Consider the following 21,879-nt stretch of genomic DNA (forward strand, 5'->3'; position numbering starts at 1 on the left):
GCAGCATCCTGCAACGCGCGCACCAGTTGCCGCGCGGGTGGCATCCGGTCCGGACCGCACGGATCGTACATCGGCAGCTCCCGCAGGAACCGGCCGGCGAGGGCACGCGGAAGCACGCGCTGGTGGGACGTTGACAGGCGTCGATCAGTGTCGGCCGTCTTGAGCAGAGAATCCCAGCCGTCGTCGCCGGCCCACAACCGGGGTCGGTATCAGGCCCGCTCAGTTGCCCATGGAGCAGCCCGCCCAGCCGGCGAGTTTGAACTGCTCGGGGTGGGCGTCGACGATGCGCTCGACGGTCGCGTCGGGCATCTCCAACAACGAAGACTGGTCGTCGTGGACCTGGTGGTGGCGCCGGTCCCGGGTTGGGGCTGGGGACCGGCGCCGAAACGTACCTTGCCTCTGGCGACGCTCGGCGTGTGGCTCGTGCAGGTTGCACGGGCTCAGTCAGGGGTTAGCCGGCGTTGGCGCCGATGTTAGGTGGGTTGGGGATGGTGGTGGCGTAGTAGTCCAGTCCGCCGTTGCCGGACACGGGGGTTCCTGTGCCGAGGGCAGGCGAGCCGGGTTTGAGGGTGTAGGCCTGTGGGCATGGTTGCGGGCCGGTTCCGGAGGGTGGGGACCAGGTGCAGGTGCCGCCGGCGCCGGGGGAGGTGAAGAGCGGGTCGCCCCAGACGGCGTTTGTTTCGAGGCCTGCGGCGGACCAGGCGGCGAAGGTGGGGTAGGTGGTGCTGCCCCAGCGCCAGCCGGTGGTGTTCGTTCCGTAGTACAGGTTGTTCGCGAGCGTCATGCCTGTCTGGGTGTACGGGTTGTAGTACAGCTGACCGGTCTTGCCGGAGCTGCCTTTGTTGGCCATGTAGCAGATGTTGTCCTTGATCTGCGAGCCGGCGGCCCAGGTGCCTGTGCTGAACCCGAAGTTGAAGCACGCGCTGGTGCCCGTCTTCTTGTTCGTGCTCTGGTCTTTGTTGGTGTAGAAGGTGTTGCCGTAGATGGAGAGCGCGTTCTTCGGCGCGTTCGGTACGACGTCGAGCAGGCCGCCCTGTGCGTTGGCCCAGTCGTCGTTCTGGGAGATGTTGTACCGGTAGGTGTTCGGTCCCCAGACTCGGGACGCCGCGGTCGAGGTGTAGGCGAGCAGGCCGCTGCCGGCGTTGTCGTGGGTGTAGTTGTACTCCACGAGCGAGTTCGTCGTACCGCCGTCGAGGTCGATGCCGTCCCAGTCGCAACCAGCGGTGTACGCCGGGGACGGCTGGACCTTGTACACCTCGTTGTTGCGGATGGTGATGTTGTTGGACGTGTACGACATGATGCCGCTGGTGCCGCCGCAGGAGGTGACGTTCGCGCCGATGTCGTGTACCACGTTGTGCTGGATGATCGCGCCGTCCCAGCCGTTGGCGGACAGTCCGGCCCCGGTGGTCTTGGGGGCCATGCCGAGGTTGTAGACGGTGTTGCCCTCGACCCGGACGTTCGTGATGTTCAGTCCGTATCCCCAGCCGTAGATGCCCGGGCCGGCGCTCGCGGTCACGCTGGCGCCGTGCAGCCTGTTGTTGAGGATCTGTACGTCGCTCAGCGGGCCGTTGTGGTTGTTCACGGCGTACCCGATGACCATGATCTGGGCGCCGAACGCACTCGTACTGCCGGTCGGCGTACCGAATCCGGAGATGTCGGAGTTGGTCACCTTCAGGCCGGTCGTTGCCGTTGACGACGTCTGGTTCTCCAGTAGTACACCCGCCGCGGTCGTGCCGCCGTTAACCAGCTTGACGTTGTTCAGCTGAAATCCGCTGACGTCGTCGGCGGTGACCGCCGCCGAGTAGTCACCCGTGCAGCTGGACTGGAGCGTGGCCTGCCCGGTGCCGGACGAGAAGACCCGGAACGGTGTGGATGCGTCGGACACCGGGACGTTCGTACGGTTGAAGACCAGGCAGCCGGTGAAGGTCTGCCCGCCTTCGAAGTAGATCAGACTCCCCTGCGGATAGACGAAGCTGTTGACCTTTCCGATCGTCTTCCACGCCTGGCTGGGCGAGAGACCGGTGTTGCTGTCGTTACCGGTCGCCGACACGTAGTACGCCGTACCGGCGGCCTGGGCGGGAGCCGTGAGCAGACCCACCAGGAGCACACTCACGAGTGCTTGCACAGCGAGAACCACGAGTGTTCTTGGTTTCATGCTTCCTCACTTAGCTGGGTTGGTGATCGAGGGCTTTCTGGAATTCGTCGCGGATGGTGTCGCCGCCGGCCTTCTTCCACTTGGCGAGTCCCTCGTCCCAGGCGGAGACGGGTTTGCGGCCTTGGAGGATGTCGAGTTCGAGGTCGCCCATGCCGATCTGGTTGCCCTTGCGGACGTTGGTCTCGCTGTAGAGGCTGATCGTCGGGTCGGCGACGGCAGTGGGGACGAGTGTGTCCTGGGCGTCGAACTGCGCTTTGGTGACGTCGGGCGCTCCGGGTTGATAGGTCATCCAGGGCGCGTTCGCGACGTACTCGAGGCCTAGTGCGATCTCGGTGCGTCCCTTGTCGGTCAGTACCGGGTCGGTTCCCTTCAGGGTGTGGTGGACGTCCTTGACGCCGTAGTTCTTGAACAGGTACTCCGAGGTTCCGAACGGGGCGGCCAGGTAGTTGAGGAGACTGAGCAGGGCCTCGACCCGGTCGCTGGCGGTGAGGTTGATCGCGGTGATGTTGATGGTCGGTGCGCCGAGCCAGACCGGGGCCGTGCCGCCGCCCTCGGCGATCGGAGGGGCCCAGGCTGCGAGGCGGAACGTGTCCGGGTGCGGATAGTTGTAGAACGCGTGCCAGGCGCTGAACGAGTCGTCCACCATCAGTGTCGACCCGTTGGCGACCCAGGTCTTCCGGATCGAGCCGGGCGCGGTGAATCCGTCGGGATGGACCACTCCCGCGACCATCAGTTTGCGTCCGGCCTCCAGCGCGTCCTTCTGTTGTTCGGCCTCGAAGGCGCTCACCAGGCGCCCGTTCTGCACGGACCATCCGTTCGGGATCTTGAACATCTGGCGCAGGTACGTCAGCGGCACACGTCCGAGCGCCCACGTGTTGGTCTTGGCGAGGGTCAGCTCCTTGCAGAGATCCTGGAGCTCCTGCAGTGATGCCGGCGGCTTGGTGATGCCGAGCTTGGTCAGCAGGTCGTCCCGCGAGTAGAGGGTCAGTGTGCTCTGGGCTCCACGGGGGATGGGGATGCCGTAGATCTTCCCGTCGTACACCGTCTGCTTCCAGCTGACCGTCGGGACGTTGGCCAGCAGCGGGTACTTCGAGATCGCATCGCCGGACAGATGCGGCGTGAGGTCGACGGCTTTCTTCTGCAGCAGGGCGGGCAGCGACGGTACTTGGCCCGGGTAGATGCTGAACAGGTCGGGGAGCTTGCCGCCGGCAACCGCCGTCTGGAACCGCTGGCCGTAGTCGGTGCTCGGGACGATCTCGATGTCGAAGGTGAAGCCGAGCCGGCGCTCGAGTTCCTGCCAGTAGGCGTTCCGGCCTCTCGCCGGTGGAGCAGGTGAGTTGGTGACGGTGAGGGCGGCGACCCGCTGTCCGTCTCCCACCGGACCGCTGATGGCAGCGACCGGGTCGGCCGGGTACTTGAAGGTCGCGCTGTCGACGCCGTTCTTGCCGGTCAGGTCGGGCGTGAAGTCCTGGTAGGCGATGTACTTGGGCAGCTTGATGCCGTCGGCGCCGCCGGCGTCCGTGCCGCCGCGGCCCTTGTTGCTGCATCCTTGGAGCAACGGGAGGCCGGCGGCGGAGGCTACGGCGGCCAGACTGCCGCCGAGAATCTGGCGCCTGCTCAGTTCGGGCATGTGCACGCTCCTCTGCGTGGGGTTGTTCATCCCTTCACCGCGCCGGTGAGTACGCCCTTGGCGAAGTGGCGCTGAAGGAACGGGTAGATCACGACGATGGGGACGATCGAGATGACCAGGATCGCCATCTGGATGGACGTCTGGGGCGGTAACGCATGACCTGCCGCCCCGAGATCCTCGGCGCCGAGCTGGGTGTTGTCGACGACGTACGTACGGAGGACCAGTTGCAGCGGCCACTTGCTCGAGTCGCTGATGTAGAGCAGCGCGTTGAAGAAGGAGTTCCAGTAGCCGACGCCGTAGAACAGGCCGACGACGGTCAGGGCGGCCTTGGCCAGCGGTACGCCGATGTGCCGGAAGAGCTGCCACTCCGACGCGCCGTCCATCCGCGCGCTGTCGATGATCTCGTTGGGTAGGCCTACGAAGAACGCACGGACCACGACGACGTTGAACGCGGTCACCGACGTAGGGATGATCAGTGCCCACAAGGTGTCGAGCAGGCCGAGCTGCTGGACCACCAGGTAGCTCGGGATGAGCCCGGGGCTGAAGAGCAGACTGATCAGGACCAGGATCAGCAGGTACCGGTTCCCGAACGTGCCCTTGCGGCTCAACGCCCAGCCGAGCATCGCGGTCAGGGTGATGCTCAGCACGGTGCCGACCGCGGTGACGAACAGCGAGATCAGGATGGACCGCGTCACGACGCCGCCGGCGAGGATCGATCGGTACGCGCTGAGGTCGATACCCGTCGGGAAGATCACGAAGCCGCCCGCCCGGGTCACCTGGTCCGGCGACGCGAGGCTCGTGGAGACGATCCCCAGGAACGGGACGATCACGAGCCCGCACGCGACGACGAGTACTGTCGCCTTCGCGCCGCGTCCGGTCACGTCCGCCACGGCGTTGCTGCTCATGCCTTGTACACCCCTTCCTCACCGAACGCATGGGCGACCTTGTTGGCCATGAGAACCAGCAGCAGCCCGATGACTCCCTTGACGAGGCCCACCGCGGCCGCCACGCCCCACGCACCGCCGATGACTCCGTTGTTGTAGACGAAGGTGTCGAGTACCTCGCTGGCCTGGCGCCCGACGGCCGGCTGCTGGAGAAGGATCTGCTCGAAGCCGACGGACAGTGAGTCGCCGAGTTTGAGGATGAACAGCAAGACGATGATCGGCCGCATCCCGGGGAGCGTGATGTGCCAGGTCTGCCGCAGCTTCGAGGCGCCGTCGACGCTCGCTGCCTCGTACAGGGAACGGTCGATCTGCGCCAGTACCGCCAGGAAGAGGATCGTCGCCCAGCCGGTGTCCTTCCAGATGACCTGCGACGTGACCAGGGCTTTGAACGCGTCGGCGTTTCCGATGATGTTCAGTGCCTGGTGACCGGAGGAGCGGAGGTAGTTGTTGAGCAGGCCGGCGCCGCCGAGCATCTGCTGGAACACCGCGACGACGATGACCCAGGACAGGAAATGCGGGAGATAGAGGACCGACTGGACAACCTGCCGGAGCCGGTTCGAGGCGAGGCTGTTCAGGATGAGCGCCAGGACGATGGGTGCCGGGAACACGAAGATCGTCTGCAGTGCCGTGATGGTCAGGGTGTTCTTGAGTGCGTTCAGCAGGTCGGGATCGCCGTTGAAGAGAATGCTGAAGTTGTCGAATCCGGACCAGAGGCTCTCGCGGATGCCGAGGTACGGCTGGTAGTCCTGGAACGCGATCACGTTCCCGAGCAGCGGGTAGTAGTGGAACGTGATGATGACCGCCATACCCGGAAGCGCGAGCAGGAGCACGAACTTGTCGCGTTTCAGTCGGTCCCACCAGGTACGGCGGCGCGGCGCCGGCGGTGACGGGGGTCGCCGCTCGGTGGTGTCGTGCGTCCGCGGAGGTGCGGGTGCGGTGCTCATGGTTCGAGGTCCAGGTCCAGGACACGCAGTGGACTTGGTTCGCCGGGTGCGGTGGGTGCCTGCTGGGCGTAGATCGAGAGCACACCCGTCTGCTGCCATCTGTGCTTGTCGACCCGGGGCTCTCCGACGAAGGATTCGTCGGAGCGGTAGATCTCCCGCCAGGTGCGCCATTCGTCCGCCGCCGAGGCGGTGATCACGTACAGCGGCCCGCCTGAGTCTTTGCCGTGGTAGTCCGGGTCGAACGATTTGGTGAAGACGAGGACCAGGTCGTCGCCGCGCGCTAGTACGGTCGGCTTGCGGCCGAAGTACGGCAGCTGGTGCTGGTGCCAGTCGCCGCGCTCCTCGCCCCAGTGGTGGACGTAACGCCAGGTGCCGAGATCCTCCGACGCTTCGGAAGCGCTCGGGGGTTGCTGCCACAGGACGACGTGGATGCGCCCGCGATCGTCGAGCGTCTGCGTCAGCTGATTCATCATGCCCCAGCCGTACGCGATGTGCCGGACCGTGATGCCTCGTGATCGCAGCTGCATCGGCTCCTGGCCGGTGACACCGATCCGCGTTCCCGCCCAGTTGTTCCACGTGTGCCCGCCGTCGCCGCTGCACGCGTACTGGAGGTCGTGGTTGCTGAACAGGTTGATGCTTTCCCGCCACACCCACGTCGTGTGCAGGCGTCCGGTCGCGTCGAAGTCGAAGCCGTTGTGGTACGCGTTGCGCGACGTACTGTCGACGAAGGTGCCCTGGCCGCTGACGAACGCGCCGAGGATCTTCCAGCCGCCGTCCGGGCGATACTCCGCGAGATGGGTGTCGCCGTCGCCGCTCATGCCGATGCGGTAGTACAACTGCAGCACGCCGTCGGGCATGGTCACGAAGATCGGGTACGTCAGGCTGGTCAGCTCGACTCCGCTCACCAGTTCGGGCGTGATCGCGCCGAAGAGTTCGGTCGACCACTCGGTGCTCTCGGGCGAAGTCGCCGTACCAGGCCGGGAAACCCGGTAGTGCAACGGGCTGTTGTGGTGATCGAAGGCCAGGTGGATCGTGCCGTCGAGCGGGCAGATGCCGAGGACCGGAACGTTGTGTACGTCGGTATGGCTGATCACGTGGTCGTCGAACGCGATCGTCTGCCAGTCGCCGTCCGGCAGATGTCGGCGGCCGACGCACACCCGCCCGAGGAAGTCGATGTAGGTGGTGAACTGCCAGTCGTTCAGTGTGGCCAGTGCGTCGATCTGGAACGTCTGGCCGTTGAACGTCGTGCCGAACTGACCCTCGCTGAGGTTCAGCGCTTTCGGGTCGACCGTCGAATCCTTCATCCTCATATGGGCTCCAGAAGAGAGCGCCTATCACGTGACAGGCGATTGGACTATCACGTGATAGTTGACTAGGGTCAGCAGCATGGCAGCGGATCAGGAGAGGCGCAAGAGTACGACCCGGTCGGATGTCGCGAAGCTGGCCGGGGTGGCGCCGACAACGGTTTCCGCGATCCTGAACGGCCGGGCTGCCGAGCTGAAGATCGCCGAGGCGACGGTCGAGCGCGTGCGCGACGCTGTCCGGGAGCTTCGCTATCTCCCGAACGCGGCCGCCCGGGCCTTGCGCCGGCAAGGATCGCGGACGCTGGGGCTGATGTGGAGCCGTGGCTATCGGGAGACGATCACCGCGGCCGCGACCCATGCGCACGATCTGGGCTACTTCACCGTCCTGATGAATTCGACCGGTGATCCCCGCGACGCGGTGATGGCGGTGCGCGATGCCGGCATCGCGGGGTTGATGTGTCCGACCGGTGGCGATCACCAGGCCTTCGGCGAAGAGCTGCAGGCGGCCGGGATACCGGTGGTGTGGATGGATCCGTACTTCACCGAGGACCAGGGGCTGCCCGGACCGTTGATCGCGATCGACCTCCGGGTGGGTGCCCGTGCGCTCGCCGATCACCTCGTCGAGCGCGGGTGCCGCACTCTCGTCGCCCTCGCGGGTCCAGAAGCTGCCCTGCCGGACCGGCCGACCTCGCCGGCGGCGGCCGGTCCGCGGTATCAACCGCTCATCGAGAGGTTCGGCGACGGATTCTCGGCGCTGCACGCCGACGGCTGGTCCGCCGGCGCGGGGCGCGCGGCGGTCGAGAGACTGCTTGCCGGCGGCAAGCTTCCGGACGCCCTGTTCGCTGCCAACGACCGGCTCGCGACAGGTGCGATGAGTGCGTGTCTCCGGGCCGGATTGAAGGTGCCCGGCGACATCGCGATCGCCGGCTTCGGCGACGACGACGTGAGCGAGTGCCTGACGCCTGCGTTGACAACCGTCGCCTGGCCGCTGGCAGAGTTCGCCGAACGGAGCGTCCAGCTGCTCGTTCGCGCCGTCGACGACGCCGATCACGAAGCCGAACGCCACGTGCTCCGCACCGAACTCGTCATCCGTGAGTCCACCTGATCGTGCAGGCCTCGTCCGGCCTCACTGACCGACGCGACGCGGCGGGCCCGGCGACCCGGAGTGTGGTGCGCACGCTCCAGGTCGCCGGGGGTCGTCGGGCTAGGGCCGGACGGTGAAGTTGTAGGTCTTCTGGCCGGTGGTGATGGGTGTGCCGCCGCTGGTGGTGGCGGTGACTTCGAACGTCGCGGTGTAGGTGCCGGCGGCGTCGAAGGCCCAGTTGGCGTGGGTGTTGACGGCGATAGTGCGGGCGTCGGGCAGGCCGTCCCCGCTGTCGAACCAGATCGTCGGGCTGCCGAGCGAATTGGTGGTGTAGACGCTGACGTCGGCCGGCCCGGTCACCGACACGAGTTTGACGGTGACGGCGTTGCCGGACAGGGCGCCGCTGGGTACGTCTTCGGTGTCGAACCCGGGCCAGACGATGCCGCTGGCCTGGGTCTGCGGCAGGATCCAGACCGGCGATCCCGGCGTACCGAGGACCGCGGTCCGCCCCGAGAAACGCGTGCGACCGGCCAGGGACGATCCAGTTGCCTGCCTGCCTGCCTGCCTGCCTGCCTGCCTGCCGGCGGAAGGCCGCTACCCGATGGCAGTTCTGGGACGTCGGCGGCGCGATGCCGGAGTTCCGCCCGAGGCTGGCCCAGGCGGAGCTGTCGGCCAAGGCGAGTCCATCGATTCAGTCGACGTCCGCCTGACCACTCGCCCGATGGCCACCTTGGGCACCCATCAACCACGCTTCGTGCCGGAATCCGGTTGACCCGTGCTCAAGGGGGGGCGCCGGCCCGGATATGACGATCGCGATCGGTCATGCAGTGAGTTGTGGTCACCGGCGGGCTGGGCTGTCACGCTGGGTGGGGGAGGGGAGGTCGAGATGGCAGGGCAGATTCTCACCGAGGTGAGTGGTGTGGTGGATCCCGGGCGGGTGGCCGAGTTGGTCGACGGGTTCCGGGAGATCGCGGCTGCGGCGCTGCCGGACGGTTTGCTGCGGTCGGAGTTGCTCCAAGGCGATCACGGGCAGTGGCGGATCCAGACGTTGTGGCGCGACCAGGCAGCCCTGGACGCGATGCGCGCCGGCGCGGAGCCGCCCGCGGCGCCGGCCTTGCTTCGGTCGGTGGGCGCGGAGCCGGTACTGCGGATTCTTGAAGTCGTCGGGAGCTTCGTGACCGCGCACTAACACTCCCGCACGACGAACGGCGTGATCCGCTGCTGTGGTTGGACTTTGGTACGAATCCGGTGGAGGGTGTGCCGTATGAGGAGGTTGCCTCGACGGCAGGGCGGCGCCGCCGAATCGCCGCGGCCTGCAGTGGACACCATCTGCGAGGTTCACCCGTCACTTTGTCCCTTCACCAACGGTGTGCGATGGGTGAACGGGCAAGGCGGAAGGTGACCCCTGAGCTTGCGGCGGTTCGGCTTGCTGGCGAGGGGTGTGGCGGCAGGGGTCGGTGTCGGATCGCTTGACTGGGCGGGCGAGCATCCACCGGCCCGGCCGCGACCGCATCGTACGCCCCGAGGCGGGCTAGAGGCCGAACGCGTGGCCTTTGACGAGGATGACGGTGCCGATGCCGATGAGTACGAGCGGGAGGACGAGGTGGCTCGAGCGGGCCAGGGATTTGGCGACGAGGGGGCGGGAGGCGAGGAACCAGCCGATCGCGCACCAGACGGCGACGCCGACGAGGAAGACGGCGATGTAGCCGGTCATGCCACCGACACCGACGAGGGCGAAGACCGGGACGTACACGCCGATGTTGTCGCCCCCGTTGGCGAAGGTCACGATGGCGATCTGTACGACGCCCGCGCCGCCGCGGGATATCGGTGTAGCGTCCGCGTCGCGAGTACTACGGTCGTGCCTGACCGTCCACGCCGCCCGTACGCCCAGCAGCAAAGGGATCAGCCCGAGGTAGCCGATGGCGGCCTCCGGGAGCAGGTCCGCGCCGAAGGCCCCGACGACGGACACGGCGAGGGTCGCGCCGAAGCCCAGGTACTGTCCGGCCACCACCTTGAGTACGGCGGGCCGGTGTCCGGCGGTCTGACCGAAGAACACGGCGAGTACGAGCATGTCGTCGATGTTCGTGACCGCGAACATGCCCGCGGCCTGCCCGAGCAAACCCAGCTCCACCCGTGCCCCGCCTTCCACCCTGATGACGGCCCCGAATCTATCCGGGCCCTCGATCCACGGCCGCGTCAAGGTGGTCCGGTCCTGCCGGGACAATCGCGTGTCCGACTTACGTGAGGAGGACTTCACGGCGAAGGAGCGGGTCGTTCTGGAGCGGGCGATGATGATATCGGGAGTGCTGGTCGTGGTCGGTACGGGCGACTCTGTTCGAGTTGGTGCAGAAGTTGCGTGAGGCAAGCATCGGGCAACCCCGGTGGTGCGCGGTGGCCGTGTGAGTGCCGGTTGTCCAGCTCCCGCGCTCATCCGGGAGGTGACCGCGGCGTCGTTCACCGGCGACGTGTAGCCCGCGCTGCGCTGGCTGACCGCGAGCCTTCGAGACCGGCCTGTAGCCACGTACGACGTACTCCGGCTACGAGCCGTCCGCGGTGTTGGTGATTCGCTCCGCGGCGGCCGTGGTCTCTGCGGAGGCGCCTGACGAGGTACCCGGTTTTCGCGCGTTCCTGGTCGAGGTCGCCGACGCCAACCAGGAAGGAAGGCCTAGCGCCGCACACCGTAGGACGCGCGGGCGATCAAGGTCGTCCAGGCACCGACGGACGACCAGAGCCGCTGACGGCGCCACGCCGGAGACGTCGGCGCACGTGAGCGGTGCACGTGAGTGGTGCACGTGAGTGGTGCACGTGAGTGGTGCACGTGAGTGGTGCACGTGAGTGGTGCACGTGAGTGGTGCGGGTGGGTGGTGCACGTGAGCGGTGCACGTGAGTGGTGCGGGTGGGTGGTGAACCCGGGCGGTGGACGTGGGTGGTGGACCCGGGAGGGGCGTTGACGTGCTCGGATGGTGTTGAGCGGCAGTGGGCTGTGCGTTGACGCGCTGGTGTCGCCTGGGGTGCAGCACGCCTGCGGCGGCGGGCGCCTCGGTGTACTCGGTCTTGTCGGGATCGGGGCGGGGTTGTCGCCGTCGACCGTCAAACGCGACCTGCCCGTGGCGTCGGTTCTACTGGCCGGGTTGGGTCGGGGTGCTCGGCTGGGCGTCGGCGTTCTGGCCGGGGGCCGGGGTTGTTTGGGAGGTGGTCTGATCGGGGGTGTCCAGGGTCTTGTGCCGGTCGCGGCTTGGGCTGAGTTCCTGGTCCCAGACCTTTTTCGCCTTGCCGAGTTGGCGGACCAGGCCGGGGAGTTTGGTCGGTCCGAAGAGCAGAATGACGACGACGAGGATGACGATCCACTCCTCGCCGCGGGGCATCTCGAGCTGGCTGATCACAACGGCACCTCAGATCCGTACGGTTTGTATTGGTTCCCGATGTTACGGCGCAAGTTCCGTGTCGGGGAGGGGTGTCCGGCGGCTGGTTCACCCGCCGGTTGTCGGGTGGTAGGCGCAGGTGGCGTCGAGGTTCTGAGAGGCGGGCGGATCAGCTTGTGCGAGGCAACGACCACCCAGATCCAGCCGACCCCCAGCAGGACGACGGCGATCGTCACGAGCAGGAGCCGGCCCGGGGAGACCGCCAGAGCCAGGACCGCATCACGGTGCGTGAGTCCGACGTACCCGCCGATCAGCAGCAGGCCGGCGCTCACGCTCAGGACGAATGTGCCGAGCCCGGGAGGGGCGCGTTCACGGACCCGAGCCCGGGAGGGGCGCGTTCACGGACCCGAGCCCGGGATGCGCGGGAGCGAGGAGCGTCCGGATGTTGCCTGCGGCATCGTCCTGGCCCGATGGCTGCGGTGCTTCTGCCGCGGGCGGCCGGGTCCGGCCGCCCGGTGCCTGGCGGTCTGGCTTTCGGGTGACATCGCTCCCAGTTCCTGTCGAGACCTGCCCCTGCACTACACCTGACGCGCAGCCTGCGGTCTCGGTTGACGGCCCCGCGCACCTTTCATCAGCAGTCGGTGCTCCAGGCCGCCGTAGTCGGGCTCGTCCAAGGCCTGACCGAGTTTCTCCCCGTGTCGTCCAGCGCGCACCTTCGGGTCACGTCGGCGCTGCTGCACTGGCCCGATCCCGGCGCAGCTTTCACCGCCGTCACCCAACGGCGGACCGAGGCGGCCGTCCTGGTCTACTTCCGCCGCGAGATCGCCGGCGTCGTCGCGGCCTGGACGACGTCGCTGTTCCGGCCCGAGCGGCGCAGCGATCCGCTGGCCAAGCTCGGGTGGTTCATCATCCTCGGCAGCGTACCCATCAGCGTGCTCGGCCTGCTGCTCCAGAACGTCATCGAAACCGCGTTCCGCGACCTGTGGCTGATCGGCGCCGCGCTCATCGTGTTCGGCCTCGTCCTCGGCGCAGCCGACCGGGTGGCACGCAAAGACCAGGCAACTGTCTGACCTGACCGTCGGTCACGCCATCGGCTACGGCCTCGCCACCGCCGCTGACGTGGAGTGGCTCGGCCCCTGCGGTGGGCGCCATCTGAGGGGTTCACCCGTCAGATGGCCCCTTCACCTGTCGTGTGCAGGGGGCGAACGGGCCAGGTGAGAGGTGAACCGCTGAAGTTGGATGGGGGGACCGGCCTGATGCGTGAGGGGTCTGCGCCGGTGCGTGGCTTGGCCCGTGGAATCGTCGGGTCGTGCGTACTGGTTCGTGCCGGGTTTGTCGAGTCGTGGATCGGGGTCGTGGTTCTCGGCGTGTCGTGGACCCGGATCCACGATTCGGTGAGCCGGACCGGTCGGGTGGCGCTGGGGAGGAGGTCGGCTTTCGTTGGCTGGGAGGTGTTCAGCGGACGGGGGTCCGACGGGTGTGCGATGAGTTGGGACGAGACAGGCCGCCCGAGCTTCGCGCCGTGGGCGGGGGAGGATCTTTTACGGGGTCGATCGCCGGCAGACCGGCCACGCGGCGATCTACCGTGCCGCAGATCCAGACGTCGGTCACCAGAGCCTGATGTCGCAGGCTCTTGATTTCACAGGTGTGCAACACCTGGGCAATCTGGGTCGGGGATGGTTGGCGGTATGGATTCGTTGCGTACGACGCTCACCGGCGGGACGGCGTGTGACGTGTGTGGGCGGCTGCCACATCCGCGGCGTCTGCGTCTGACGCTGGCGAAACTGGTCGCGGTGGCGCCGGTGGAGTTGGCTCTGCATGCGGTGGTGCTGGCCGCGCATCCGCCGTACCTGATCTCGGTTGCGGTGCTGGCGAGTGTGACGACGGCGTTGGTGATCTGGGTGGTCGAGCCGTCGACGATGCGGTTGTTGCGGTCCTGGCTGCATGCCCCGACGGTCCGGCCGCGGCAGGGGGTTGGGACGTTGTGGCGGATTCGGGTGACGCTTGATGACCGGGCGGGGTCGTTGGAGGGCGTGACTCGGCGGCTTGCGGTGCTTGAGGCGAACATCTTGGGGTTGCATGTTCACCCGATCGGCGACGGCGTACGGGATGAGTTGGTGGTGTCGGCGCCGGACGGGGTCGCGGCGGCGGATTTGGAGGCCGCGGTCGGGGCGGGTGGTGGGCGTGAGGTGCATGTGTGGCCGACGACGGCGTTGGCGTTGGTGGATGGTCAGACGAAGGCGTTGAGTTTGTCGGCGCGGGTGGTTGTGGATCCGGCTGAGCTGCCGCATGCGGTTGCGGAGTTGCTGGGTGCGCAGTTGGTGACCGATCGTGCGGCGCTGGCCGGTCAGTTGCCCGGTGATGTGTTGAAGGTGCCGTCGCCGTGGACGGGCCTGTTCGTGTTCAGCCGTCCTGGAGAGCCGTTCACCCCGGCTGAGTCGGCGCGGGCACACCGCCTCGCCGAACTGGCTGAAGCAGCACAGACGATCAGCCGCTGAGCAGCCGTTTCAGCGGCCGTTGAGCGGCTCACGTTCGGTCGCCGGTGCGGGTCAGGCGCAGGACGCGGGCGGAGGGTTCGGGGGTCGTGGTGGTTACGCTGAGTCCGTCGGCTGTCCAGGTGTAGGTCCAGTCGTTGTCCGCTGCCGGGAAGAGCGGATCGACGCTCGCCCGGGAGAGCGGGAGCGTGATGGTGGACGGGCCGGGTGCGCGGTGCCAGAGGGTGAGGTACGAGGTGCCGGGGCTGTTCAGGGAGAGGGCGATCCACTCGTCGGTCCAGGTCGGCAGTCCGAGTGGCCAGGCGGGGACGAGCGTGTCGAGATCGTCGAGGATGACGCGGTGCGCGGCCAGGGCGGACCGGATCAGCTCGAGCTCGGCCGGCGCCATCCGGTTGAGGTGGCCGGACAGGTAGAGGCGGCCGGGGATGCCGTTGACGAGGGCGAACGTGAACTCCTCGCGGGTGGTTCCGCTGATCGGGTACGCCCAGTGGCCGGCCTGCTCGGGGAGTACGGCGGCCGGTGCCGCGGCGGAGATCGGTGCGTAGAGCAACGGATGTTCCTGGTCCGAGGTCGATTGCAGGTGCAGGCGGGACAGCATGGCGTAGTCCATCCGCATCGCGCCGGAGGCACAGTTCTCGATCAGCAGGTCGGGGTGGCGGGTCTGGAGGCCGTCGAGCCAGTCGAGCAGGGCCCGGTTGTGTTCCAGCAGCCCGTGGCCGAGCGACGTACCGCCCTTGTCGGTGCCGGGGCCGGTCATCGAGTTGTTGTCGAACTTGAAGAAGCCGATGCCGAACTCGTCGATCAGTTTGTCGACGGTGCTGTCGAGGTGCCCGCGGGCGGCCGGGCTGCGTAGGTCGAGCAGGTAGCGGCCGTTCTCGGCGACGCGCTTGCCGTGACGGGTGAGGAACGCGTCGTCGGGCAGTTCTCCGGCGATCGGCGACCGGACGCCGATGACTTCGGGTTCGAGCCAGAGCCCGGGCACCATTCGGTGCCGGTGGATCCGGTTGATCACTTCGGCGAGCCCGTTCGGGAACCGCGTCGTCGACGGTTGCCAGGCGCCGACGGTGTTCCACCAGTCGCCTTCGGCGTACCAGCCGGCGTCGATGCAGAAGTAGTCCGCGCCGACGTCGGCCGCGGCGTCGATCAGCGGCAGGAGCTTCTCGGTCGTCGGGTCGCCCAGCAACGTGTTCATGTAGTCGTTGAAGATGACCGGCATCCGGTCGTCGGCCGGCCGCCGGTTCCGGATCGCGCGGCGCTGACGCGTGAGCGCCGCGAACACACCGCCGGCGTCGGTCCCCGCGACGAGCGAGACCGGAACGGTCGTGAACGGCTTGTCGGCGGTGACGTCGACGCTCCACTGGTGTTCGTGGTCGGTCGGTCCGCTCAGCAGCAGGTAGCCGCCGCGTCGGGTCTCACCGAGCTCGTAGTGCCACGGGCCGTTGTGCTCGATCTGCCAGCCCAGGGCGTACGGCGTACGCCGGTCGACCAGGACGCCGATGGGCAGCTGTTCTCCGGTGGACCACGAGTTTGTACCGGTCACCGCGTGCCGGCTTCTCGCGACGTGCTGGTGCGAGTCGCTGACGATGTCGGCCAGCACGTCCCGGAGCAGACGCTTCGACCACCGGTTCTCCGCCATCCAGCTGTTGGCGGCGGAGTGCAGTTCGGCGTCGATCGACGCGAGACCGACCACCAGAGACGACAGGAACGTGAGTTCCAGCGAGCCCGGCCCGGTGATCGACGCCTCGGTCCAGGCGCGTACGCCGGCGCGCGCTTCGAACACGCTGGTGACGCGGAGACCCGTGGCCGGTTCTTCCTGGACGATCCGCAGCGTGTTCGGTGTCTCGTCGTGCCGTACGTACCGCAACTGCTGTCCGAGGACGGTGCCGGCCTGGCGGTTGCTGGAATGACCGTGGCCCACTGCGGAGACCTCCACCAAGGGCTGGCTCGGATCAGGCTCGCCACCCGTCGGCTGTCCGGTCTCGCGGACGGCGACAAGCCGGACGGGTCCGTCGTCGAGGGCGAACGTCAAGGCGAGGTCAGGCGTACTCCAGCGCAGCAGGTCGGTCACAAGGCCTCAATTCGTCGTGGGGCGATGCTCGAGGAGGTAGTCCTCGACGGTGAACAGGTGCGCGGCCATCAGGGTCCGTGCGCGATCGGGGTCGTGGCTGGTGAGGGCGGCGAGGATCGAGAGGTGTTCGCGATGCGCGGTCTGGTCGGCGCCGGGCTCGGCGATGGATCGGCGGAGCCGGTCCCGCATCGTGCGTCCGCCGAGGGCGTCGACGAGTGCGGACAGTACGGGGTTGCCGGCCGCTTCGGCGATGATGCGGTGGAAGGCGATGTCGTTCTCGATGACGGTCTCGTGATCGGGATCCGGGAGCGCGAGCTCGGCCTCGTTGCGGCGCAGCAGATCGTCCGCGGCGGCCAGCTTCTCGCTGCCGATGTCGCGCGCCGCCAACGCCGCGCCCTCGGTCTCCAGGATCCGCCGTACGACGTGCAGGTGGTGGGTTCCGGTACCGTCCTGGAGGTCGACGACGAAGCCCATCGGGGCGAGCAGCATGGACGGATCGAGCTTGGTGACGTAGGTACCGTCGCCCTGCCGGGTCTCCAGGACGCCCATGATCGACAGCGCCCGAACGCCTTCGCGCAGTGGATTCCTGGAGACGCCGAGGGCCGCGGCGAGGTCTCTTTCGATCGGCAGCCGATCACCTGGCCGGAGCCGGCCCTCGATGATCATCTGCCGGATGCTCTGCACCACCACGTCGGTCTGCGACGCACCGGCGCTGCGGGGCTGTCCCGGGCTCATGGTCGCTCGCCCGCGAGGCGCGGCGCCCAGTAGCTGCCGTCCGGAAAGCTGTAGGTCTCGAGCGATGCCCTGTACATCTCGGCACTGTATCCGGGTGCGTCCGGCAACACGTACGCCCCGTTCCGGACGACACACGGCTCGACGAAGTGTTCGTGCAGGTGGTCGACGTACTCGGTCACGCGGCGATCGAGACTTCCGGAGACGGCCACGTAGTCGAAGATCGCGAGGTGCTGGACGAGCTCGCACAGGCCCACGCCGCCCGCATGCGGGCAGACCGGCACGTCGAACGAGGCGGCGAGCAAGTAGACCGCGAGTACTTCGTTGACGCTGCCGAGGCGCGCCGCGTCGAGTTGGCAGTAGTCGAGGGCGCCGGCCTGGAACATCTGCTTGAACAGCACCCGGTTCATGCCGTGCTCACCGGAGGCGACCCCGATCGGAGCCACCGCCTTGCGGATCGCCGCGTGGCCGAGGATGTCGTCCGGGCTGGTCGGCTCCTCGATCCACAGCGGCTCGAACTCGGCCAGCGCCTGCACCCAGTCGATCGCCTCGGGCACGTCCCAGACCTGGTTGGCGTCGATCATCAGGTTTCCGTCCGGACCGAGCACCTCGCGGGCGATCCGGCAGCGCCGGATGTCGTCGTCCAGGTCGGCGCCGACCTTGAGCTTGACATGTTTGTAGCCGTCGGCGACGGCTTCCTCACAGAGCCTGCGCAGCTTGGCATCGGAGTACCCGAGCCAGCCCGCCGACGTGGTGTAGCAGGGATAGCCGGTGGCCTCCAGCTCCTCGATCCGTTGCTTGCGGCCACCTTCGCGGGCCGCGAGCATCGTCACCGCCTGCTCCGGGGTGAGGACGTCGCTCAGGTATCGCAGATCAGCCGCCCGGACGAGCTGTTCGGGTGACATCTCGGACAGCAGTCGCCACAGCGGTAGTCCGGCGCCGCGGGCGGCCAGGTCCCACAGTGCGTTCATGACCGCGGCCAGCGCAAGGTGGATCACCCCCTTGTCCGGCCCCAGCCAACGCAACTGGGTGTCTGATTGCAGCTCCCGGTACACCGCACCCAGGTCGTCGCACAGCAGGTCGACGTCACGTCCCACCAGCGGCTCGGCACGTTGCGCCGCCGCGGCCACGCACAGGTCGTTGCCGCGCCCGATCGTGAACGTGAAGCCGTACCCGGACAAGGACGGGTCATCGGTGTGCAGGACGACGTACGCCGCCGAGTAGTCACCGTCCTTGTTCATCGCGTCCGAACCGTCGCCGGTGAGCGAGGTCGGGAAGCGGACGTCGACAACCTCCACCGAGGTGATGCGTGGCATGGTGACCCTCACTGGTCCGAGATAGATAGGACGTTTCTCCATCTTTGATGGCGTTCAGTATGGACCATGCGCTCAGCGGGCGCTACGATCCGGGAAATTCATGGGATTAATCATCGCCACTCGCCAGGTTTATCGATCACCTGGATCGGGAGCGACGCAGTACGGCAAAGGAGGTCTGATGGCAACGCTGACAACCGTCCGGCCGCCCGCGGGTGAGCCGCCGGCTCGCCCGAGGCGACGCCGGGAACGGCCGGGAATCACCGGCCTCCGGCGCAGCCTGCGAAGGCATTGGACGTTGTACCTGATCATGGTCGTGCCGTTGGTCTGGTTCGCGGTCTTCAAGTACGTCCCGATGTCGAACGCCGTGCTGGCGTTCAAGAGCTACAACGTGACCAAGGGTATCTGGGGAAGTCCTTGGATCGGCTGGCAGAACTTCGAGCTGTTCTTCCAGAATCCGGTGTTCTGGACGCTGGTGAAGAACACGTTCGTGCTGTCGGTCTACACCGTGGGAGCGAGCTTCCCGCTCGCGATCATCCTGGCGCTGGCGCTGAACGAGGTCCGGAACGGATTGTTCAAGCGGACGGTCCAGCTGGTGACGTACGCGCCGTACTTCATCTCGACGGTGGTGGTCGTGTCGATGACGATCCTGGTGCTGTCGCCGCGGCTCGGGATCGTCAACGAGGGGCTCGGGTTCTTCGGCGTACCGGCGATCGACTTCCTCGGTAACCCGGACTACTTCCGGCACATCTACGTGTGGTCGGACGTGTGGCAGACCACGGGGTACTCCGCGGTGATCTATCTGGCCGCGCTGGCCGGGATCGATCCGGCGCTGCACGAGGCGGCGAAGGTGGACGGCGCGGGCCGGCTGCGGCGGATCCTGCACGTGGATCTGCCGGGCATCATGCCGACCGCGGTGATCATCCTGGTGCTTGCTGTCGGCAACATCATGGCGATCGGCTTCGAGAAGGCGTTCCTGTTCCAGAACCCGCTGAACCTGAGCCAGTCGGAGATCATCGCGACGTACGTCTACAAGACCGGTCTGCTGAACGCGGACTTCAGCGGGGCGACCGCGGTGGGGTTGTTCAACTCGGTGATCAACCTGGCGCTGTTGCTGATCGTGAACCTGATCGCCAAACGGATCACCGGGAACGGACTGTGGTCATGACAGCTCTGATGGGTACGACGAGCGGCAAGCGGCTCGAACGGCGGGCGGCCCGCGCGCGCCGGATCCGTGAGCCGCGCACGGACCGGGTCTTCATGTTCTGCGTGTACCTGCTGCTGGCGGTGTTCCTGCTGGTCGTGCTGCTGCCGTTGCTGTACGTCGTGGCGAGCTCGTTCAGCAGCCCTCAGGCGGTGTCGGCCGGGCGCGTGCTGTTCTGGCCGGTGGACTTCTCGCTGCGCGGGTACCACGCGGTGTTCGAGAATCCCCAGATCGTCCAGGGCTACCTGAACTCGTTGTTCTACACGGTCGTGGGGACGATCGTCAGCGTCACGATGACGATCGCTGTCGCGTACCCGCTGTCCCGGCGGACGCTGGTCGGCCGGAACGTCGTGATGACGTTGATCCTGTTCACGATGCTGTTCACCGGCGGACTCGTACCGACGTACCTGGTGGTCCAGTCGGTCGGTCTGCTCGACACCCGGTGGGCGTTGATCATCCCGCAGGCGATCGGGGTCTGGCAGGTCATCATCGCCCGTACCTATTTCCGGACAGCGATCCCCGACGAACTGGTCGAGGCGTCGCAGCTGGACGGGTGCGGCGACCTGCGGTTCCTGTGGTCGGTGGTGATCCCGCTGGCCAAGCCGATGATCGCGGTGGTCGCGCTGATGTACGCGATCATGCAGTGGAACTCCTACTTCGACGCGCTGATCTACCTGAAGAGCCCGGATCTGTTCCCGTTGCAGCTGGTACTGCGCAACATCCTGATCCTCAACACGACCAGCGGTGGGGCGGTGGACGCCTCGCTGGTGATCCAGCGCCAGGAACTCGCCGATCTGCTCAAGTACTCGCTGATCGTGGTCGCCAGCGTGCCGGTGCTGCTGATCTACCCGTTCGTCGCCCGCTACTTCACCAAGGGCATCCTGATCGGCGCCGTGAAGGGCTGATCCTCCGCATCCTCAACCCCTGTGAGGGAACAATGTTTGTGAACATCAGCAGGCGGAGGCGTGCCGCGGTTGCCGGCACGAGCCTCCTGGCGCTCGCCCTCGTGGCCTGCTCCGGCGGCGGATCGAACGACCCCGGCAGCAAGCCGTTGCCGACGATCACCGGGAATCCCGCGACCACGCTGACCGTCTTCGCGCCGCAGGCGGCCGACGTGAACCTGGCCACGAACGACTTCACCAAGCTGGTACAGCAGAAGCTCAACCTGACGATCAAGTGGCAGACCACGACGTTCGACGGCGGGCCTGCCAAGGAGAAGCGGCAGATCTCGCTGGCCAGTGGGGACTACCCCGCCCTGTACCTGCTGATTCCGTGGGTCGACCAGTTCAGCCAGGCCGATCTGCTCAAGCTCGGCACCCAGGGGGTCGTCCTGCCGCTGAACCAGTTGATCGACCAGTACGCGCCGAACATCAAGAAGGCTTTGGACGCCACGCCGGAGTGGAAGGCGATGGCGACCGCGCCGGACGGCAAGATCTACGGGATGCCACAGTGGGTGGACTGCTTCCACTGCTCCTACCAGGACAAGCTCTGGATGAACTCGGCGTGGCTGAAGAAGCTCGGCCTGCAGGTGCCGAAGACGACCGAGGACATGCGCAAGGTGCTCGAGGCGTTCAAGACCCAGGACCCGAACGGGAACGGCAAGGCCGACGAGATCCCGCTCAGCGCGTCGGTGGGCAACGCCCTGGTCCCGTACTTCATGAACGCCTTCATCTACGACCCGCAAGGTGCTGCCGCCAACAACTCCTCGACGCTGGTGCTGAACAACGGAAAGGTCGACCTGCAGGCGAACAAGGACGGCTGGCGCGAAGGCCTGCGGTACCTGAACTCGCTCTACAAGGAGGGCCTGATCGACAAGGGCGCCTTCACCCAGAACGGGGACGCTCTGTTGCAGCAGGGCAACCATGCCGGCATGCCGATCCTCGGTTCCGCGACGGTGCTGCACTCGGGCGAGTTCGTCAACATCGGGTCGGCGGACGGACGCGACAAGCAGTACGACGCCGTACCGCCGCTGACCGGACCTCAGGGCGCGAACTACACCGGCTACAACTTCCCGAGCGTGCCGGGCGGCACCTTCGTGCTGACGAACAAGGCAACGCCCGAGCAGCAGATCGCGGCGATCAAGCTGCTGGACTACATCTTCACCGACCCGGGCCAGATCAACGGCCAGTTCGGGATGGAGGGCAAGGCCTGGACCAAGCCCGGCGCGGGCGATGTCGCGCTGGACAAGTCGCTGAAACCTGTGTTCAAGCAGATCCCGCTGAAGCCCGGCTCGACGCCGCGGAACACCGGCTGGGGCGCGCTGGCGCAGTACAACAACACCGCGCACTTCCGGAACTCCGAAGCGATCAGCACCGACATCCAGTCGCAGGCGGGGTACGAGCGCAAGCTGTTCGAGGCGACCAAGCTGTACGCCGGCCACGAGGACAAGGCCCAGATCTACCCGTTCTGGAAGGTGTGGATCGACCCGGCCCAGGCCAGCGAGGTCGCGACCCTGCAGACCAACATCGAGAACTACGTGCAGCAGAACGACCTGCAGTTCGTCACCGGCTCGAAGAGTCTCGACTCGGACTGGGACAGCTACGTCAAGGGCCTCGACAGCCTCGGCCTGAAGCGCTACCTGGAGATCCAGCAGACCGCCTACGACAAGGTCCCCAACAAGTAGCCGGTTCCAACCCTGTGTGAG

General features: G+C 66.9%; 18 protein-coding genes. 7 read left to right on the top strand and 11 right to left on the bottom strand.

What is annotated here, in order from left to right; all coding sequences use genetic code 11:
• Window positions 1–451: 451 nt before the first annotated feature.
• The 5 genes from JOF29_RS14305 to JOF29_RS14325 are packed head-to-tail and all read right to left on the bottom strand — an operon-like array spanning window position 452 to window position 6,983.
• Window positions 452–2,113, bottom strand: coding sequence for a right-handed parallel beta-helix repeat-containing protein (locus JOF29_RS14305; protein ID WP_307863326.1), 1,662 nt, complete (start codon window positions 2,111–2,113; stop codon window positions 452–454).
• Window positions 2,114–2,165: 52 nt separating this feature from the next.
• On the bottom strand, window positions 2,166–3,785 hold the full coding sequence (locus JOF29_RS14310; RefSeq protein ID WP_209694686.1) for an extracellular solute-binding protein: 1,620 nt from the start codon (window positions 3,783–3,785) through the stop codon (window positions 2,166–2,168).
• A gap of 26 nt (window positions 3,786–3,811) precedes the next feature.
• Window positions 3,812–4,690, bottom strand: coding sequence for a carbohydrate ABC transporter permease (locus JOF29_RS14315; RefSeq protein WP_209694687.1), 879 nt, complete (start codon window positions 4,688–4,690; stop codon window positions 3,812–3,814).
• Window positions 4,687–5,673, bottom strand: coding sequence for an ABC transporter permease (locus JOF29_RS14320; protein ID WP_245357587.1), 987 nt, complete (start codon window positions 5,671–5,673; stop codon window positions 4,687–4,689). Before JOF29_RS14320 ends, JOF29_RS14315 begins: the two co-directional genes overlap by 4 nt.
• Window positions 5,670–6,983, bottom strand: coding sequence for a BNR repeat-containing protein (locus tag JOF29_RS14325; protein ID WP_209694688.1), 1,314 nt, complete (start codon window positions 6,981–6,983; stop codon window positions 5,670–5,672). The genes JOF29_RS14320 and JOF29_RS14325 overlap by 4 nt, the downstream gene beginning before the upstream one ends.
• 76 nt (window positions 6,984–7,059) lie before the next feature.
• Here JOF29_RS14325 and JOF29_RS14330 point away from each other — a divergent pair, with 76 nt between their 5' ends.
• Window positions 7,060–8,082, top strand: coding sequence for a LacI family DNA-binding transcriptional regulator (locus JOF29_RS14330; RefSeq protein ID WP_209694689.1), 1,023 nt, complete (start codon window positions 7,060–7,062; stop codon window positions 8,080–8,082).
• A gap of 99 nt (window positions 8,083–8,181) precedes the next feature.
• On the opposite strand, the gene JOF29_RS14335 is transcribed toward JOF29_RS14330, so the two are convergent.
• Window positions 8,182–8,595 carry a choice-of-anchor M domain-containing protein gene (locus tag JOF29_RS14335; RefSeq protein ID WP_209696124.1) on the bottom strand — a complete coding sequence of 138 codons (414 nt, stop codon included), beginning with the start codon at window positions 8,593–8,595 and terminating at the stop codon, window positions 8,182–8,184.
• Between the two features lie 352 nt (window positions 8,596–8,947).
• On the opposite strand from JOF29_RS14335, the gene JOF29_RS14340 reads away from it, so the two are divergent.
• Window positions 8,948–9,250, top strand: a complete 303-nt coding sequence (locus tag JOF29_RS14340) for an antibiotic biosynthesis monooxygenase (RefSeq protein ID WP_209694690.1) — start codon at window positions 8,948–8,950, stop codon at window positions 9,248–9,250.
• 342 nt (window positions 9,251–9,592) lie between these two features.
• Here JOF29_RS14340 and JOF29_RS14345 read toward each other — a convergent pair whose 3' ends face one another.
• Window positions 9,593–10,192: a cadmium resistance transporter gene (locus tag JOF29_RS14345; protein WP_307863327.1), complete on the bottom strand. Its 600-nt coding sequence runs from the start codon at window positions 10,190–10,192 to the stop codon at window positions 9,593–9,595.
• Window positions 10,193–11,180: 988 nt separating this feature from the next.
• Window positions 11,181–11,444 carry a twin-arginine translocase TatA/TatE family subunit gene (locus JOF29_RS14350; protein ID WP_209694691.1) on the bottom strand — a complete coding sequence of 88 codons (264 nt, stop codon included), beginning with the start codon at window positions 11,442–11,444 and terminating at the stop codon, window positions 11,181–11,183.
• Window positions 11,445–12,031: 587 nt separating this feature from the next.
• On the opposite strand from JOF29_RS14350, the gene JOF29_RS14355 reads away from it, so the two are divergent.
• Together JOF29_RS14355 and JOF29_RS14360 are read left to right on the top strand one after the other, a co-directional pair.
• Window positions 12,032–12,493 (top strand): undecaprenyl-diphosphate phosphatase, encoded by a 462-nt coding sequence (locus tag JOF29_RS14355; protein WP_245357588.1) that lies wholly within the window; start codon window positions 12,032–12,034, stop codon window positions 12,491–12,493.
• A gap of 618 nt (window positions 12,494–13,111) precedes the next feature.
• Window positions 13,112–13,921 carry an ACT domain-containing protein gene (locus JOF29_RS14360; RefSeq protein ID WP_245357589.1) on the top strand — a complete coding sequence of 270 codons (810 nt, stop codon included), beginning with the start codon at window positions 13,112–13,114 and terminating at the stop codon, window positions 13,919–13,921.
• Between the two features lie 28 nt (window positions 13,922–13,949).
• Here the strand turns inward: JOF29_RS14360 and JOF29_RS14365 are convergent, their stop codons facing one another.
• The 3 genes from JOF29_RS14365 to JOF29_RS14375 are packed head-to-tail and all read right to left on the bottom strand — an operon-like array spanning window position 13,950 to window position 18,034.
• The gene (locus JOF29_RS14365) at window positions 13,950–15,986 is read right to left on the bottom strand and encodes a glycoside hydrolase family 36 protein (protein ID WP_209694692.1); all 2,037 of its coding nucleotides are present in this window, start codon (window positions 15,984–15,986) and stop codon (window positions 13,950–13,952) included.
• Window positions 15,987–15,992: 6 nt separating this feature from the next.
• Complete coding sequence (locus JOF29_RS14370) at window positions 15,993–16,721, bottom strand: FadR/GntR family transcriptional regulator (protein WP_209694693.1); 729 nt, start codon at window positions 16,719–16,721, stop codon at window positions 15,993–15,995.
• Complete coding sequence (locus JOF29_RS14375) at window positions 16,718–18,034, bottom strand: L-fuconate dehydratase (RefSeq protein WP_209694694.1); 1,317 nt, start codon at window positions 18,032–18,034, stop codon at window positions 16,718–16,720. The genes JOF29_RS14370 and JOF29_RS14375 overlap by 4 nt, the downstream gene beginning before the upstream one ends.
• 178 nt (window positions 18,035–18,212) lie before the next feature.
• Between JOF29_RS14375 and JOF29_RS14380 the strand changes: the two genes are divergently transcribed.
• Genes JOF29_RS14380 through JOF29_RS14390 form a run of 3 tightly spaced genes read left to right on the top strand, consistent with a single transcriptional unit; the run spans window position 18,213 to window position 21,858 of the window.
• Window positions 18,213–19,199 (top strand): ABC transporter permease, encoded by a 987-nt coding sequence (locus JOF29_RS14380; RefSeq protein ID WP_209694695.1) that lies wholly within the window; start codon window positions 18,213–18,215, stop codon window positions 19,197–19,199.
• On the top strand, window positions 19,196–20,140 hold the full coding sequence (locus JOF29_RS14385) for a carbohydrate ABC transporter permease (protein ID WP_245357590.1): 945 nt from the start codon (window positions 19,196–19,198) through the stop codon (window positions 20,138–20,140). Before JOF29_RS14380 ends, JOF29_RS14385 begins: the two co-directional genes overlap by 4 nt.
• Window positions 20,141–20,178: 38 nt before the next feature.
• On the top strand, window positions 20,179–21,858 hold the full coding sequence (locus tag JOF29_RS14390) for a type 2 periplasmic-binding domain-containing protein (protein WP_307863328.1): 1,680 nt from the start codon (window positions 20,179–20,181) through the stop codon (window positions 21,856–21,858).
• Window positions 21,859–21,879: the final 21 nt, after the last annotated feature.

The sequence above is a fragment of the Kribbella aluminosa genome (genome assembly GCF_017876295.1).
GTDB lineage: Bacteria > Actinomycetota > Actinomycetes > Propionibacteriales > Kribbellaceae > Kribbella > Kribbella aluminosa.

Bases quoted from the DNA above. Each gene is read 5' to 3' on its own strand.
- JOF29_RS14310 (WP_209694686.1), bottom strand. From the start codon at position 3,785: ATGCCCGAACTGAGCAGGCGCCAGATTCTCGGCGGCAGTCTGGCCGCC.
- JOF29_RS14315 (WP_209694687.1), bottom strand. From the start codon at position 4,690: ATGAGCAGCAACGCCGTGGCGGACGTGACCGGACGCGGCGCGAAGGCG.
- JOF29_RS14320 (WP_245357587.1), bottom strand. From the start codon at position 5,673: ATGAGCACCGCACCCGCACCTCCGCGGACGCACGACACCACCGAGCGG.
- JOF29_RS14325 (WP_209694688.1), bottom strand. From the start codon at position 6,983: ATGAGGATGAAGGATTCGACGGTCGACCCGAAAGCGCTGAACCTCAGC.
- JOF29_RS14330 (WP_209694689.1), top strand. From the start codon at position 7,060: ATGGCAGCGGATCAGGAGAGGCGCAAGAGTACGACCCGGTCGGATGTC.
- JOF29_RS14340 (WP_209694690.1), top strand. From the start codon at position 8,948: ATGGCAGGGCAGATTCTCACCGAGGTGAGTGGTGTGGTGGATCCCGGG.
- JOF29_RS14360 (WP_245357589.1), top strand. From the start codon at position 13,112: ATGGATTCGTTGCGTACGACGCTCACCGGCGGGACGGCGTGTGACGTG.
- JOF29_RS14370 (WP_209694693.1), bottom strand. From the start codon at position 16,721: ATGAGCCCGGGACAGCCCCGCAGCGCCGGTGCGTCGCAGACCGACGTG.
- JOF29_RS14375 (WP_209694694.1), bottom strand. From the start codon at position 18,034: ATGCCACGCATCACCTCGGTGGAGGTTGTCGACGTCCGCTTCCCGACC.
- JOF29_RS14380 (WP_209694695.1), top strand. From the start codon at position 18,213: ATGGCAACGCTGACAACCGTCCGGCCGCCCGCGGGTGAGCCGCCGGCT.
- JOF29_RS14385 (WP_245357590.1), top strand. From the start codon at position 19,196: ATGACAGCTCTGATGGGTACGACGAGCGGCAAGCGGCTCGAACGGCGG.